This is a genomic window from Spirochaetota bacterium (assembly GCA_035477215.1).
In the GTDB taxonomy this organism is placed as follows: Bacteria; Spirochaetota; UBA4802; order UBA4802; family UBA5368; genus MVZN01.
This window is the reverse complement of sequence record DATIKU010000031.1, coordinates 115,578-131,573: the sequence shown is the minus strand read 5'-3', so window position 1 is coordinate 131,573 and position 15,996 is coordinate 115,578. Positions and strand designations below refer to the sequence as shown.

13 protein-coding genes are annotated in these 15,996 nt (G+C 54.5%); 6 read left to right on the top strand and 7 right to left on the bottom strand.

Annotated features, from left to right (window positions below; translation table 11 throughout):
- The first annotated feature begins 58 nt into the window (after positions 1-58).
- Entirely contained in the window at positions 59-508 is a 450-nt protein-coding gene (locus VLM75_07240; GenBank protein HSV96712.1) for a hypothetical protein, read from the top strand.
- Positions 509-592: 84 nt separating this feature from the next.
- On the opposite strand, the gene VLM75_07235 is transcribed toward VLM75_07240, so the two are convergent.
- Positions 593-1,828, bottom strand: coding sequence for a hypothetical protein (locus VLM75_07235; protein HSV96711.1), 1,236 nt, complete (start codon positions 1,826-1,828; stop codon positions 593-595).
- A 266-nt stretch (positions 1,829-2,094) separates the two neighbouring features.
- Between VLM75_07235 and VLM75_07230 the strand changes: the two genes are divergently transcribed.
- On the top strand, positions 2,095-5,259 hold the full coding sequence (locus VLM75_07230; protein ID HSV96710.1) for a hypothetical protein: 3,165 nt from the start codon (positions 2,095-2,097) through the stop codon (positions 5,257-5,259).
- A gap of 548 nt (positions 5,260-5,807) precedes the next feature.
- Here the strand turns inward: VLM75_07230 and VLM75_07225 are convergent.
- The 5 genes from VLM75_07225 to VLM75_07205 form a co-directional block, all read right to left on the bottom strand.
- Positions 5,808-6,803 carry a tetratricopeptide repeat protein gene (locus VLM75_07225; GenBank protein ID HSV96709.1) on the bottom strand — a complete coding sequence of 332 codons (996 nt, stop codon included), beginning with the start codon at positions 6,801-6,803 and terminating at the stop codon, positions 5,808-5,810.
- Positions 6,745-7,728 (bottom strand): oligopeptide/dipeptide ABC transporter ATP-binding protein, encoded by a 984-nt coding sequence (locus VLM75_07220; protein ID HSV96708.1) that lies wholly within the window; start codon positions 7,726-7,728, stop codon positions 6,745-6,747. Before VLM75_07220 ends, VLM75_07225 begins: the two co-directional genes overlap by 59 nt.
- On the bottom strand, positions 7,721-8,908 hold the full coding sequence (locus VLM75_07215; GenBank protein ID HSV96707.1) for a VWA domain-containing protein: 1,188 nt from the start codon (positions 8,906-8,908) through the stop codon (positions 7,721-7,723). The genes VLM75_07220 and VLM75_07215 overlap by 8 nt, the downstream gene beginning before the upstream one ends.
- Positions 8,898-9,752, bottom strand: a complete 855-nt coding sequence (locus tag VLM75_07210) for a MoxR family ATPase (GenBank protein HSV96706.1) — start codon at positions 9,750-9,752, stop codon at positions 8,898-8,900. The genes VLM75_07215 and VLM75_07210 overlap by 11 nt, the downstream gene beginning before the upstream one ends.
- Positions 9,753-9,865: 113 nt before the next feature.
- Positions 9,866-10,258: a secondary thiamine-phosphate synthase enzyme YjbQ gene (locus tag VLM75_07205; protein HSV96705.1), complete on the bottom strand. Its 393-nt coding sequence runs from the start codon at positions 10,256-10,258 to the stop codon at positions 9,866-9,868.
- A 364-nt stretch (positions 10,259-10,622) separates the two neighbouring features.
- On the opposite strand from VLM75_07205, the gene VLM75_07200 reads away from it, so the two are divergent.
- Positions 10,623-12,452, top strand: a complete 1,830-nt coding sequence (locus VLM75_07200; protein ID HSV96704.1) for a hypothetical protein — start codon at positions 10,623-10,625, stop codon at positions 12,450-12,452.
- A gap of 498 nt (positions 12,453-12,950) precedes the next feature.
- Here VLM75_07200 and VLM75_07195 read toward each other — a convergent pair whose 3' ends face one another.
- Positions 12,951-13,280, bottom strand: coding sequence for an STAS domain-containing protein (locus VLM75_07195; protein ID HSV96703.1), 330 nt, complete (start codon positions 13,278-13,280; stop codon positions 12,951-12,953).
- A 270-nt stretch (positions 13,281-13,550) separates the two neighbouring features.
- Between VLM75_07195 and radC the strand changes: the two genes are divergently transcribed.
- The 3 genes from radC to VLM75_07180 all read left to right on the top strand — a co-directional run bounded on the left by radC (position 13,551) and on the right by VLM75_07180 (position 15,982).
- On the top strand, positions 13,551-14,207 hold the full coding sequence (gene radC, locus VLM75_07190; GenBank protein HSV96702.1) for a DNA repair protein RadC: 657 nt from the start codon (positions 13,551-13,553) through the stop codon (positions 14,205-14,207).
- Positions 14,208-14,303: 96 nt separating this feature from the next.
- Positions 14,304-15,191 carry an alpha/beta hydrolase-fold protein gene (locus VLM75_07185; GenBank protein ID HSV96701.1) on the top strand — a complete coding sequence of 296 codons (888 nt, stop codon included), beginning with the start codon at positions 14,304-14,306 and terminating at the stop codon, positions 15,189-15,191.
- A gap of 17 nt (positions 15,192-15,208) precedes the next feature.
- On the top strand, positions 15,209-15,982 hold the full coding sequence (locus VLM75_07180) for an acyl-CoA dehydratase activase (protein ID HSV96700.1): 774 nt from the start codon (positions 15,209-15,211) through the stop codon (positions 15,980-15,982).
- Positions 15,983-15,996: the final 14 nt, after the last annotated feature.

The window sequence follows — 15,996 nt, the reverse complement described above, 5'->3', positions numbered from 1 at the left end:
GAACGGCCGCCGGTGGAGTGAAGCTGCAAAAACATAATGAGAGTAATAGAGACTGGTAATGAAATCATTTAGATCAATGGCTTTGCCGCTCTGCATGACGCTGCTTGTGACGGTGTCGTGCAGAGAGGAGCTTTTCGAGCTTGCCGGGGATCATGATATCAGGGTGTTTTATTCTGATGGGGATTTTTTGGATCCTCATACTGTTACGCCAACATTTGTACGAGAGCTTTCCGGCAGTAGAGTTGAAATTGAAACAGCGGGGCTGATCTATCTCCAGATAATTAATGCTTCGAGTGATACTGTTGAATTGTTATCTGTTGAATGGATTAGCGGGCCCCTGATCGAGATATCTTTTAGTGTCTTACCGGCCTTGCCTGCGATTCCGCCATACGATTTTTCCATTGATTATACGGGAGCCAACGATGAGTCCGATACCTTCCGGATCGTGTACAGAACCGGAGGATCTTCCACGAGGGAATTATTCGTTAACGTTGAGGGATATTTGTAAACGACGGAGCACAATATTAACTTTATGAATCAAAGGCGAGAGTTTACACTCTCGCCTTCTTTCGTTACATGGATTTGAATCCTTTCAGAGTTTTTTCGCCGCTATCGTAATCTTGTTCGGATAGGTCTCCTTGATCTCGATCTCGAAACCGAGCGCCTGGGACTTGGCATTGAGCTCCTGCGCCAGGTCGTCGGTCTTGCCGGCGAACTCCACCTCGACTTTGGCCGCGCGTCCGGCCTGTCCGCGCGAATAGACCTTCTTGACGCCGCGCACGCGGTTCTGCACCTCGTTGCGGAACTTGGTGAGCTCCGCGAAATCGAGCCCGGTGATGGTGAGCATGATCATGCGGCCGGTCGCCGACTGGAGGAATTTGCGGGTGATCTGGTTCATGAAGGGACCGGACTGGAACTTGCCGGTGTCCTCATCGGTTTTGCCGACGATGCGCTTGAGACAGTTCTGGATGGCGGCCTTGGAGGCGGTGTCGCCGTCAATATGCACGCCGGGGGCGTTCGCGCTGGTGGTGGCAAGTATCGCGCCCGTGTACATGTCGATCGCCTTGATGTTGATGATGGCCTGCTTGGATTTCATGTTCTTGGAATACGCCGCTATGGCCCCGCTCTGGTCGCTGGTCTTCACCTCGCCGACGATTACGACCTCGGCACCGGCCGTGTCCATCAGGAAGTCCTGAACCGCGCCTTTTACCTGGCCGGCCATGGCCTGCTGCATCTTGGCGGCGTCGCGTCGCATGAGCTGCTGGGTGGTGGCCGCATCGACGAACTCGAATCCGGCGTTGCCCATGATCTCCATCATGGTGAGCTCGGTGACCGTAAAGCCGGGCATGTTCTGCTGGCCTTCGAAGGTCTCGCGAATGAGCACCATGAACTTGGGGCGTCCGTAGTTTTTAAGCGTGGCCTCGATGGTGTCGTTGACCGCCTGGGGAAAGACCTCGCCGTAGATCGTAATCACGAACGAACCTTCCTGCGCGCCCTCTTTAAGGACCTTCCAGTTGCGTACCATGCCGCTGGTCTTGGCCTCGACTATCGAAGAGACGAGGGCGAAATCCTCGACCACGGAGGTGCCGGCGACAAAGGTGCCGAGTTTGCTGCCTACGAGCTTGTTCATGGCGTCGTCGATGGCCCTGTCGCGGGCGAGTGACTGGTCGTTGTCGAATATCTGAGCGTAGCCCGTGGCTTCGCCGCAGAGCTCGCATCCGGCCTTGCCCGATTCGCCCTTTACCTGCTTTTGGGACCCGCCACCGCATGAAACCGCCGCCGCAAGGAACATGAGTGCGACGAACAACGCGAGCCTGTTGCTTTTCATATAAAGCACTCCTAAGAATAGATTTACTTCAGACGTCGTTTGATATTTTTACGGTTCCCGCCTGCCTGGAGGAAACGCATGCCGAAATGATACTGATTTTTCAGGGGCGCGTCAAACCATTTTTACCATTTGATCGGGTCTGCGCCATGAAGATGCGAACAATTCGCCGGATGAGCTTTTTTTATTGCATTGGCTTTCGTTGTCGGTATGCTGGGAAACATTCGGGGCCCGCACGGACACGTCGTTTCCCTGACCGGGAGGAGTGGATGGAAAAGGATTATTTACAGTCTCTGAAAGTGGAGATCAGCCGGTCGTTCAAACTGCTCCCCTACGAACGGATGGCGTTTCACCGTCTTCTGGGGATCGTTAAGTCGGAAAACGGGATGCGAATCCTTCTGCGCGAACTCGAGCAGGAACCGTTTGTCCGAGAAAACGCGCTTCTTGCGCTAAAGGATTTTGACCGACCGGAGGTGGGGCGGGCGTTGCTCGATTTCGTTAACGAGGGCGAGACCTCGGTTTTAGAGAAACAGTGCGCCCTTGAAAACATCGAAAGATTCGGCACCCCGGAGAACCTTGATTCTGTTGTCCGGATCATCGAAAAATACGAAAACGACACCACCCAGATCGAGGCGGTTGAGAAGGCGTTCGTGATCCTGCGCATTCACGGGGCGAATTCGCAGGAAGTGCTCGAATTTTTAAAAAAAATCGCCGCCGACCGCGAGAAACACGTTCCCATCCGCTGCTTCGCGATTGAGGCCCTCTCTTCATTCAAGGACATCTCTCTGCACGAGGATTTTCTCAAGGAGAAAAACGAGGCGATAACCTGCAGCGTGTACAACTCTCTCTCCATGCTGAGCGATAAAATAATGAAGGAATCGGAAGACAGCAGGGGTGAGGAAGATGTCTCGTATACCTACGCTCCCAAGCTTGAGGACAGGCTCATCCTGAACGTCAGGGTGCTGCTCGGCAAGATGACCTCGCAGTTCGATTCGTATTCCCGAAGGGCGAAGACCGCTTTCATCAACGCGATGATATGCGGCAATCACCGTGAATTCCTTATATATACGATGAAGGCGCTGACCTCCGGAGACTGCGACCAGATGGATATGATTCTTCGCCTGCTCCATTCGTCCATCCAGAAACTCCGCGATCCGGACAAGCTCTTTCGAAACCTGCTTGCGCTCTCGGTCGAGGATGATCGGGAAAACGAGATGATCGTAGCGGTCTTCGAGCGGTTTTTCACGAATCTTAAGGAGAACAGGATCAATAATCTCCTCAGGGACAAGCTTTTCAATTATATCATCGTTACGCTCGAGACCTACTTCGAGACCTATCGCAAGGAGTTCATGGTGACCGAGGTCATCGAAAAGGACTTCCCCGAGAGCTTCAGGATACTGCGCAGGTTCATACTGGACCAGTTCACGCCCGAAATGAAAAAAAAGGTCGTCCATTTTCTGCGTAACGTGGACAGAGCGATGATCCAGGAATTTATTAAGGACCTCTCCGCAACGCTCCCGTATATCAGGAACGAGGACGTGGAAAGGCTGAAGCTTCTGGTCGAAGTGTTGTACAGCCCGGACCAGAAATCGCGGGAAAATTCGGCGATGAGAGTCGAGGGGATCAATTTCGAGAAACGCTATCTGCGAAACAGGATTGCGCGCCTTTGCGAGATCATCGGAAGGCTTAATATAGAGGAGGCGGCGTCGACCCTTGTTAAAATATTCAATTACGTGAAAAAATATCCCGACGAGGACATCTCTTCGTCGGTTACACGAAGCCTGTCCATTCTCAACTATTCGTACATGCTGGGGGAGCTCGAGGTTTTACTGGCGTCGGGAGATGCGGCAGAGCAGCGGAAGGCCATCCGCCTTCTTTCACTTTTCTCGGACCAGCGGTCGCTCAACATACTCCTCGACTTCCTTCGAGATCGAACAGAGGCCGGTTCGGAAGACGTTGAAATGACGCTGAATATTTTTCTTAGAAGGGACGTCGCCGGGAATGTGGCCGCGAACGCCGTCTTCAAACGTGTGTTCGAGAATAATAAAAACGGGGAGATCGCCCGTCTGGCCATACTGTGCATCGGCAGGGGCGGGATAGAGGCGGACGTCGAGTACCTGAATGAGCGCTTTATGGGCCTGGAATCCAACGAGCTGAAGGAAGCGGCAATCCAGGCGATCGGCTATATCATGTTCAACAATAACACGGTGAACCGACGCCAGGTGATTAAATACCTGCTGGAATACCTGAAAGACCCCGCGATCAAGGTGCGGATATATTCCTGTGCGTTGCTCATCAGCCTTGGAAACAAGGAGGCGATGAAGTCGTTGCGGGACATGATGGTGATAAAAAACAGGCAGATACAGCGGGAGGTTCTCGCGGCGATCGGTGTTCAGCGGTCCGGGGAGTTCGCATATTTTCTCATCTCGTTGCTGAAGGAGGAATACGGGATTTCCCACGACATCCTGCAGGTCCTTGCGCTTCTTCCTCCGGAGGAACTGCAGGAAATCGATCATTTCATCGTCAACATTTTTAAAAAACATGAAGGGGCCGCGCTTGACACGCAGGAGGGAAGGGAGAGGGCACAGCGGCGCCGCACAGGCTCGCTTTCGAGGGATTCGCTTCCGCGCAAGACATTTATTAACGCTGAAATGCCGGGGTATCGCACGCTTGCCGGTCATCTGAACCTTATTGACATAATGGTCGGCAGCCGACTGGTCGAGAGGCTGGTGACATCGGTGGTGACCGGCCTCAAGGGTTTCGTGTCCCAGATGGTAGAGGGCCGGGTGGTGGCGGTGTTCGATGACGAAGCGGCGGCGGCCGAGGCCGGCCTTCGTATATGCGAAAATATGCGGCGATTCAACGAGCTTCGACTCCCCGGCAACCGGCTGCTCCTGAACATACAGATAATGACCGGAGGTCTTAAAATTATGAACGGGGAAGTGATGGATCTTCCCGAACACGCGATGCGGCATGCGCGCTCCCTCTCCGCCGTAGGGCGGGTGATTGTCGATGAGACAACCTCGACCCTGGTGGAGCAATCATATCATTGCGTCCCGTTCACCGATGTTGTAACCGGCAGCGGGGCCTTCCCGGCCCGTTTTTTTGAACTGGTAAGCCCGGTCAACTTCAGGGCTCTTGCCGAGGAGATGGTTACGGAGCTGATCAAGTCGGACCAGGAACGGCTCATGGCCCAGATGCAGATTGAGGTGGAGCTGCGAAAAAGAAAGAACGAGCAGAAGGTTGGAAGCTCCGTGGTATACGCGCAGGCGATGGACGAAATCGGCAGGGCGATCAGAGACGACCTTGCCGAGATCATAAAGTACGTCCAGAAACGTTCGACCGACAGGGAACTCATCGCCACGGTGGAACGAATGATCAATAATGTAAACAAGCGGTACATGGCCGAAACAACAAGAATAATAATGAGTTAGGAGAGCCCGGTGAGGGTTTGGCGAACGATCGCGGTGTTCTTTCTCCTTTTTGCGCTCCGGGAGGCGACGGTCGCCCAGGAGACTGGTGACGGCGAGCGGGAGACGCCTCCCAATGGGAAGAGTATATTTTCCTAAGAAGAGCCGGTCCGGAAGGGGGTTGACGAGCAACGATGGTTTTTGACGCATTCGGGGTGGTACGAGCGCAAGGCCGATAACACCGATACGATGAAGACAAACGGCCAGGCCGATGAAGAATAAAAACTAAAGAATCCAATCGAGAATTTCGTATTTAGCAGCGTTACCGAATGCGCATCACGCCGGCCCAGCCGGTCGTAGTATTGTGTGCGGCTTTTTATATTCCGAGGATGACGGACTGGGCCGAGTATTGTTTTGTGATGGATTCGTTTATAACGGTGTCGGTGACGAAACTTATTGCCCTGAAAACCGGTTTTATGCACAATTATAACAAAAATGCGTTTCCCGGCACAGGGAGAATGGACGACACCGCTTACGCACAGGTGTCGATTTCACTGTAGGCGCGGCCCGTTTCAGCGCTCGATGAATCGCCGGGAAAGTTCCATTTTATGGTGGATGATGAATGACGAATGGGTGAGAAAAAACCGGTCTCCCCTGTGCTTCAAGAGTTCGCCGTACTGGTCAAATGCCGTCTGGTAATCCCTCAGCCGGTATGCCGATTCGGCGTAATAATAATGCAGGGCCTTGTCGTAATCCCCCGACGTGTCGATTGACTTTATCTGAATGATTGCCTTGAGATACTCACCTCGTTCGAAATGGATCTTGGCGCGTCCCAGCAGGCCGTTCGGATAGCGCGGGTTCTCCCTGAGCGAACGGTCGTAGTGCCTGGCGGCCATCTCGAGCTGGTTGCGCTTGAAATAAATGTCACCCGTAAGGGTGTAGGCTTCCAATTCGCGGGGGTTGCGGCCAAGGGCCGATTTATAGTACTGCATGGCGAGATCGTCGCGGCCCATCCGCTCGTGGATATGCCCCATTTGAATCCAGGTCTTTGAATATTCGGGAAGCAGTTGAAGGGCCTTGTTAAGGTGGACAAGGGCGACGGGAAGCTCTTCGAGATGGATGCGGCAGATCCCGAGGTTGTACCTGAACGGCAGGAAGAGGGCTGAACGGACGAGTGCGCTTTCGAGGATTTCGGCGGCCCTGGAATAGTCGCCTTTCAGCATGTGTTCGGCGGCCGTGTTGTTTGCGGATGCCGCCTCGCTCGTGCCGGTACAGAAAAGGATATTATTTCTGGAATAAATCTCCTCCATCGCCACCTGTTCGGCCGTTTCCCGCCCGGCCTGTTCCATCAGCTGGAGCAGACGGTCCTCCGCGGGGAATGCCGTGCCATGCGAGAGTAAAAGGAAAATAAAAATTAAAAGGATCGCTGCGATGGGAATGATGCGGCCGCGTGGTAGAGCTCGTTCCGGACGAACAGCCCCTGCCGCAAGTTTCATCACCTTAACTATCTCAGTAAAGGTGGCAGGCGACCGTTGCGCCGCCGATCCGGCGGATCGCAGGGTATTCATGTCGGCAGACCTCCATGAGGTTCGGACAGCGCGGGTGGAAGGGGCATCCGGTCGGGGGATTTTCGGGAGAGGGTATCTCCCCCCGCAAAACGGTGAATCCGTGCTTGACGGGCTTTTTATCCGGAATCGACCGTATAAGACTTTGAGTGTAAGGGTGAAGCGGTTTTCTATACAGACCGGCCCTGGGGTTTAGTTCGACTATTTTTCCCAGGTACATGACCGCAATCATATCGCTGATGTGCTCGACGACCGACAGGTCGTGCGCAACGAACAGATACGTGAGGTTCAGCCTGTCGCGCAGGTCGGCGAGAAGGTTGAGTATCTGGGCCTGGATTGAAACGTCGAGCGCGGAAACGGGTTCGTCGAGAATGATGAACCGGGGATTGAGCGCGATGGCCCGCGCTATCCCGATTCGCTGACGCTGTCCACCGCTGAATTCGTGGGGATGGCGGTCCGCCAGGTCCGCCGAGAGCCCAACGAGATCGAGCAGGTCGACAATCCTCTCCCGGATCGCTTTTTTCCCAAGGGAGGTGTGGATTTTAAGGGGCTCACCCAAAATCTTCTCGACCGTCATCCGTGGGTTGAGCGAACCGTAGGGGTCCTGAAAAACGATCTGCATGTTTTTTCGATAGCGCCGGAGATCGCCCCGTTCGAGGCCGGAGACGTTCACTCCGCCTACGTTGATGACCCCGGAATCGGGCTCGATGAGGCGAAGGATGGATCGCGCCGCGGTGGTTTTTCCGCTTCCGCTCTCCCCGACCAGGCCGAGGCACTGCCCCTCGGCGATGGAAAAACTCACATCGTCAACCGCCCGCAGCACGCCATGCTTCTGGAAAAGCCCTCTCCTGCGAACCGAAAAATGTTTGGTGAGTCCCCGCACCTCGAGCATGAGGGGTGTGTCGGAGACGCGTCCGCCTTTACGCATGTATCCTTCCTTTTCCCTGCATCAGGAATTTGACACCCTCATCGAGACCGTCCAACGTCAGCTCGAACATGGGGAAGATGTCGGCGATCATTCTTGTGGTCTGCACGTATCCCCATGCCCGCTTCTGAACGGGGGTAAGCCAGATAGAATCGTGGAATTTTTCGCGAATACGCTGAAGCCAGACGAGTCCGGGAACGTCGTTGTGATACCAGTAATCGACGGCGCCGTTCGCCCAGGTAAGCTCGGACGGCGCCATCTCGGCGTCGCCGACCATTATAAGCTTATAGTCCGAGTCCTCGCTTTTCAAAAACTCGGCCGTATTGATAGAATCGCGGCGCTCGATGTCGGTCCACAGGTCCTGGTACACGCAGTTGTGAAAATAGAAATGCTTGAAGCGGCTGATCTGGGAGGATGCCGCGGAAAAGAGACGTTCGACCATGCGCGCGTAGGGCGTCATGGACCCGCCCACGTCCATCATGAGTATTACCCTGGCGGCCTTCTTCTCCTTGTTTTCCCAGATGAGCTCTATGTCGCCGGCGTTTTTACTGGTGACTTCGATCGTAGCCTCGAGGTTGAGTTTTTCCTCCGGTCCAAGCGGCAATAGCGCCCTCAGGTGGGCGAGCGCGACCCTCATCTGCCGGGTGTCGAGCGTGATCGAGCTCGAGTAGTTACGGAAGCTGCGTTTTTCGGCGATCTGGACGGCACGCTTGTGGCGCGATTCTCCCTGCCCGATACGGACACCGGCCGGGTTGTAGCCCCACGCTCCCTGCGTGGAGCGCCCTCCGGTGCCGATGGCGCGGTTGCCGCCGACATGGTTCTTAAAATGTCCCTGACGGAGCTGCTCCTCGAAGTTCCGCAGCACTTCGTCGAGATCGAGCTCGTCGATAAGTCGCTTTTCCTCTTCGGTCAGTCGGAGCTCCTTGACCTTCTTCAGGCCCTCGAGTATCTTTTCGAGCATCTCGTCGGTGGTCTCGATGTCCTTGAACGTGTCGAGAAAGGCGAGGTCGTACCGGTCGAAGAAGATTTCGTTCTTAACCAGTATGGACCGCGCAACGTGATAAAAACGGGTAAGGCTGCAGTCGTTGAGGTTTCGCGCGAGCGCGTGGTGAAGCGTGATCCACTCGTGGAGTGATACCGGCACGCCATGAGCCTTGAGATTGAAAAAAAAGTTAATAAACATTTCGCGTCCGTATGCTGGTGTTGAACCCATGGTGCCCGGGCGATGACTGGGCGACGAGATCGGTGTCTTCTTTTTTCTTCAGCAGCGTGCCGAGGAATGGGAGCTCCTTCTCGACATTCGAGGGTGATATTCCGCCGACAATGAGCGACTGTATCCAGTCGATGAGTTCGCTGGTGGACGGCTTCTTGCGCAGCATGTCGAACTGCCGGATCCAGTAGAATTTCTTGAGGCATTCACGCAACAGCTTCTTCTCGATATCGGGGAAGTGCACGTACACGATCTCCTCCATGAGTGACTCGGAGGGAAACTCGATGTAGTGGAACACGCAGCGCCGGAGAAACGGGTCGGGGAGCTCCTTCTCGCTGTTGGACGTGATGATGACGATGGGCCGGTGTATGGCTTTGATGTTCTTGCCGGTCTCCGGGATGTAAAAGCTCATCTCGTCGAGCTCGTTGAGCAGGTCGTTGGGGAACTCGATGTCCGCCTTGTCGATCTCGTCGATCAAAAGCACCATCTGCTCTTCGGCGGCGAAGGACTCTCCGAGCTTGCCGAGCTTTATATACTGCTTGATGTCATTGATGTCCCTGTCGCCGAAACGCGCATCGTTGAGGCGCTGGACCGTATCGTAGATGTACAGGCCATCGCGGGCCTTGGTCGTGGATTTGATGTTCCATACGATAAGAGGTTTCCCGACGCTCTCCGCGATCGAATGCGCGAGGAGAGTCTTGCCGGTGCCCGGTTCTCCTTTTACCAAAAGCGGCCTGCCCAGCGCGATCGAGACGTTTACGTTATCCTTGAGCTCGGGAGAGAGCACGTAGTCGCTTGTTCCTTTGAAATAGTCCATTGTAAAACCTGCCTTATGGTTGATTATGGTCCGCGCCCAGAGCACGGACCCTGCGATCCATCTCTGACCGATAGCCGGGCAGTGGCAAGCGTTTTTTGACAATTCCGGGGCCCTCAACCGATTCTCACCATCACCGTCCTGGTCCTTGGCCCGTCAAACTCGCAAAAGAATATCCCCTGCCACGTTCCGAGCACTGGCCTCCCCTCCTCGACAAAAACGAAGAGGGAGCAGCCGACAAGCGATGATTTGATGTGCGCCGGTGAATTGCCCTCGAGATGTGAAAACGGTACGCGCTCGAGGTTAAGCGTGCCCAGTCCTTTTATGATGTCCTTTCGTACGGTGGGGTCGGCGTTTTCGTTGATGGTTACACCGGCCGTGGTGTGAGGAGTGTATATGAAGCACACACCTTCGATAATTCCGCTGGATGCAACGAGGCGCCGAATTTCACCGGTAATGTCAATGAGTTCCTCGCGGGAGGAAGAATTGACGGTGAAGCTGTGTATCATATGGCCATGCCTCCGTCTATTGTGCCCCGGCGCTAAAGGGGATCGTCGATGGCTTTGCTCCCCGCACCTATACGCCGTTTGGATCAACGGCCGGACCGCCGGCGCCAGGTGGAGCCTAACGGGCACGGGATAATAATTCAACTGATTTATGCCGTGATATTACCGGGTGGCGATGTGCAACGCGGTCCCTCCGATCCTGGTTCTCGGGAAAACAGGGAATTCGTGATGTTCGAAATACCGTATGTTCGGTACATTAGTAATTGACAGGCGGGGATTATTAATCGAACATCGAACGGGGAAGCGCGTTTGTTATGGCGGGAGATTCAACTCGTCGGAGGGGCCCCGATGGTGCGGGCTGCGGGAAATGGGCACTGAACGAATCGACAAGACCAGGAAAAATATCGGCGCCGAACAGTTGAACGAAAGCGAGAAGAAGCAGCTTTTCAACAAGTTCGTCGAGGCCGGCGGTAAGGTCGCCAGAAACCAAAAGCAGCGGGCGCTCGCGGATTTCGATCGCGATAAACAGAAGCAGTTCAGGAGCAAGATCGACGGTCATGCGCAGAAACTCAAGGAAGTCGAGAAGCGTCCCTCCCGGCACGTGGGCGGCACCAATCGCGCCGCGGAAGGGCAAACGGCCGCCGAATACATCCCCGCCCCCGGCAGGGGCATCTTCGATGCGCTGATACGATTAATCAACCGCTGGCAGATCAGGATACGACTCTACTCCATGGGGGTCTGCGACTTTTACGGCGAATTCCTGACGAAAAAATTTCTCGAGCGCTTCAATACGGAGATGAAATCGGCACTTCTCGAGCTTCAGCTTGTGTACCTCGATATTTTTAAACAAAGCCACAAAACCGGTGTCGCCATAGTCGACGAGCTCGACCGGCTTGACCCGCTGTATTACGAGCTCATCGAAATGTCGTCGGGGGTTTTCGATCGCGGTATGATCAACCAGATCGTCGAGCACCACATAAACTTCCCGCATATCGGTCAAAAGGCCGCCGAGATACGGGAGCCGCTCACCAGACTTTTTAAAAAACTATATGTGCTATATCCATACAAAGAACTCATCCTGCTTGCGTTCGACCGCGCCATCGGAATGCAGATGAAGCTTGAAAAGGGCAAAAACTCGCTCTACGCAATGAAGCGCAAAAAGATCAAGAACGACGTGGCCGTCGTGTTCAACAGGCTTTATACGGTGCTGTACTGGCTCTTCTGCAATTACCTCGGAGAGCTGTATCTGATGAAAGACCCGGTGATAGCGCGAATACTGCAGATCGCCGATACGGACGTACCGAACAGGCGCGGAAGGGCGAAAAGACCGGATGCCCGGCCGGAGGAGGATGAATCCGGAGAACCGCAAGAGGAGGCCGGCGAGCAGGACCAGTTGCCCGAGGAGGTGCGCAAGGGTCTGGCCATCATGAATGCGCTCGACCTGAAAAAACTGCGCTCGGTATATGACAAGTCGGGCGTCTTTAAATACGTGAGGGACAACGACAAGATACTGCTGGCCCATATCCTTTTCAGGGAATTCGACGAAGAGTATTCTTTTATTCTGACGACTAACAAGATCAAGTACAACGTCCAGTTCACACAACAGGGGAAGGTGGATTACCGGATCAAGCTGTCGGATATGTATAACGACCTGCGGCGGTGCATGAGCGTGTTCAAGGATTATGCGGATATTATCGAGAGCTACGAAAAGGCCCGAAACGAGAAGCCCACATCCAACGCCCAGTATATCGACTATTCCAACAGGCTCGCCGGGATGGACAAGAAAAAGACGGGAGTCGGGAAAAACGTGCGGATGACGGTGCGTGACTTTATGGAAAAGGTGATAATAGAACTGAGCACTTTGATCGCGGACATGAACGGCGGGCAGCGCATCGTGGACAACCCGCAGGATGTTCTCGGATTTGAATCGTCCATCGAAGGAAGCAAAAAAATGAACGGCCGCAAGGTCTACGAGGCGATACTGGCGGCGTACTGCTACGCTTCGGCCTTCAGGTATCGACTGAGCTCCGATGGGGACCTTTTCGGCGAAGAAGAGATAAACGAAGAGGAGATGCAGAAAATGGCCGCTCTTGCGGCGCAGAGTGAATCTTTGGAAAATGAGCGCGATTCCGCCGGTGAAGATAAAACGAAATCATCGGACGAAGGTGTCCTAAAGGAACTTGACGATCTCTTTTAATGCCTGAGGTATTCCGGATACTGAAACCGGTGAATAAACCTGCAAAGCGGAAACGAGTTTCTTTAAATCGGCTCCCGGCCCGATATGCGGGAACAGCTATCCGGCTGGGTAATCGACGGATGGTCCGAGCGCAAGATGCGACCCGCAATGCCGGTTTCCAATTCCGCGGCCGCGGATGTTCAATGTCGCCGACCCAGGCCCTGTCGCGATTGATGAAAAAATCCCGGAATTCGAAACCGAGAAGGGGCTTAATCCTTTTTTTAATTGATGCGGCGAGAGCGAAACAGGGTTTATTAAAAAAAGAAAGGGGATCAACCCTTAAGGATTGTTCCCCGTTTCCCTGGTTTGATCAATATAGATCAAAAGGTACATATGTGTACCGAAATTTGGACACCCGAGGTGCCATTGAAGAAAACACTGCGATGTTAAATCCCACGTCCTCTTCTTGTCCTAATGGTACATAACCCGGCAAGCGGGGTCAATAAAATAATCGAAAATTTAATAACTTTTTACCGCGGCGTCGACGGTGCTGAATATCTTAATGACGGACGAAACCTTGGTAAGCTCGAGGACCTTTTCAACTTCGGATTGGGGCGCCGCCAGCCTGAGGCAGTTTTTCAGGTTCTGATTGATATTGAGGAAAATGCCGATCCCCGAGCTGGTAATGAGTTTCACGGCGGAAAGATCCAGCACCAGCTTTTTAATCCCCCTGTTAAGAATCTCTTGCTGAAGTTTCTCCTTGAGTTCGGGAACGTCGAGCGTGAGAACTTCGTTCATGGTTACCTTGGCCACGAAAAGGCCGTCACCAATATCTTTTATTTCAAGCATCTCCTTCTCCACGGTCTCCAGTATTGCCCGGCCCCCGGTCCGGGGGCCGGCTTCGATTCAACGAAGTGGCAGTCTAAAACTCATCCATATATTAGTAAATAACAATTTGCCGCCGTTACGGTAGCGTCAAAAGTATGCCCTGGCGACCCCGGGGATATTAAAGCCCCGGATTTGAAGATATGGGGCGGAAAAAATCGCACTTTCCCGAAAAAGTGTTACCCGTGACGTCCGTCAAAACGTTTTCTTTATATGAACGGGACAATTGAAGACATGCAAAGCCACCTTCCCATACAGAAATGCATCGCAGGGGGAAGCGTGCAAGATCTCTCCGACATGGAGTTGCTCGCCATCCTCCTCGGCACGGGTACCCGTACGGTGGACGTGATCGAGCTCGCCTCGTGCATGGTGAAACAGTTCGGGGGATTGAAGGGGATCCATGGCTCCGGCCTCAGGGAGATGGCGCAGAAGCATGGCGTGGGCATGAGGAAAGCGATACGGATCCACGCGGCATTCGAGCTGGGAAGGAGGCTTCTGTCGGCGCAGAACTCGTCCCCGGTCATCGACTCGCCCGAAAGGGTGTGGAAGCTGTTGCAGCCGGAGATGGCCGCACTGAAGCGCGAGGAATTCAGAGTATTCATACTAAACAACAAGAACAGCATATTGAAAAAAGCGACGGTCTCGGTGGGCACCGTTTCGGAAGCGCTCGTCCACCCCAGGGAGATATTCAGGGAAGCGATCCGTGAGGCGGGCGCGTCGATTATCGTCGCACACAACCATCCCTCCGGGGTGCTGGTGCCGTCGCGCGAGGATATCACCGCAACCAGGAGGATAAAAGAGGCCGGTGTGATTATCGGGATCGAGCTTCTCGATCATGTTATCATCGGACAGTCCTCCTACCTCAGCATGAAGGAGGCAGGATACCTCTAATCGTTGCATGGTTCAATAATGCTGTTGACGGAGAAGCGCTTGACTGGTATATTTCCACTTCGTTGAGGTGAATATTATAGCTCCGGATGCAAGACCATGAAATCGTTTCTGAGGATGGCGATTGGCGCCCTTTTGCTTCTCTGCCTCTCGTGTTCGGGGGGGATTGTCCGAAGTACGCGTAAGGCCCCAACCGGACAATGGATCGACATTAAAATACCATTCATGGTTGACGGTGAAAACAGGACCGCCGGTGTGCGGGCCTACTTTCCCGCCATGTACGCCGCGCGCGGGGGCCGCACGATCGTCCTGCTGCACAATCACAGGGGATCATCGCGCGACTGGAGCGCGAATACGGACGTTCGGCGTTACGCCGATGAATATTCCATAGTCCTGGTGTGCCCGTCTATGGGCGCGACTCAGTACGAGACGAACTACTATCCCGAAACCCAGACCAAATGGGACGCCATCCCCGGCGGGAAGTGGATTGTAACGGTGCTGGTGCCGTTTTTACGGGAAGAGTACGGCATCGCCCGGGAGCGCGCGGTCCTGGGCGTAGCGGGTATCGGAACGGGAGCCCGCGGGGCGCTGCTCGTCGCGTCGGGGAATCCGGAGATGTTCGGTGCGGCGGCAGGACTCTCGGGATATTACGACGTCTCGGTGCTCACCCGGAACCAGGCGCTTGCGTCGGTTTACGGCAGTTTCGCCGATTTCAAAGAACGCTGGCAGCGCGACGACAACATTATGGAACTCGCGTTCAACCTGGAGAAAACACCTGTGTTCCTGGCGCACGGTGACAGGGACACCACCGTGCCGATAGAGCAGTCGCGCCTGCTCTGCATCCGCCTCAATCATCTTCAGAAGCGAAGCGGGGGCGGGTATGTCGTCGAGTATAGGGAAGTGCGGAATAAATCACACGAGTGGAAGCTGTGGAGCGGCGTTATGGCCGACATGTTGTCGTTTTTTAACACGCAACTGAAAGACTGAGGACAGAGGTGCAGGTGATGCTGACGATTGGAATGGACATAGGATCAATCACCACGAAAGCGGCCGTACTGAAAGACAACCGCATACTCGGTACGCGGGTCATTTTTACCGGCTACCAGGCGGAGAATGCCGGCAACAGGGTGCTCGAAGAGATACTTTCGGAGCTCGGGATCGCGCGTTCGGAGGTCGAAAGGATCGTCGCCACCGGGTACGGTCGAAACAGCGTGAGTTTCGCGGATTCGGCGATCACCGAAATTACCTGTCACGCCGCGGGAGCGCATTATCTCAATCCCCACATCCGCTCCATAATCGATATCGGGGGACAGGACAGCAAGACCATTGCGGTCGATGATACCGGCAGGGTCAAGGATTTCGCCATGAACGACAAATGCGCCGCGGGAACCGGAAGGTTTCTTGAGGTAATGGCACGCGCCCTGGAGGTGGACCTGGATGAATTCGGCGCTCTTTCTCTCAGGTCCCAAAACCCGTCCAAGATAAGCAGTCTTTGCACGGTGTTCGCCGAATCTGAGGTCATATCGCTTATATCCAAGGGCGAAAGCCGTGACAACATCATCGCGGGAATACACGAGTCCATTGCGGCCAGGGTGGTCGCCATGGCGAAGCGGGTGGGCGTGGTGCCGCCGATTATGATGACGGGCGGCGTGGCCAAGAACCGCGGAGTAGTGGACGCCCTCGAGAAAAAACTTGAGAGCCCGATAGAGGTTTCCACGAGCGCACAGGAAAACGGAGCGATAGGCGCGGCCGTCCTGGCGGCGGGGGTTCGGCGCTGAGCGTGCATCGCTCC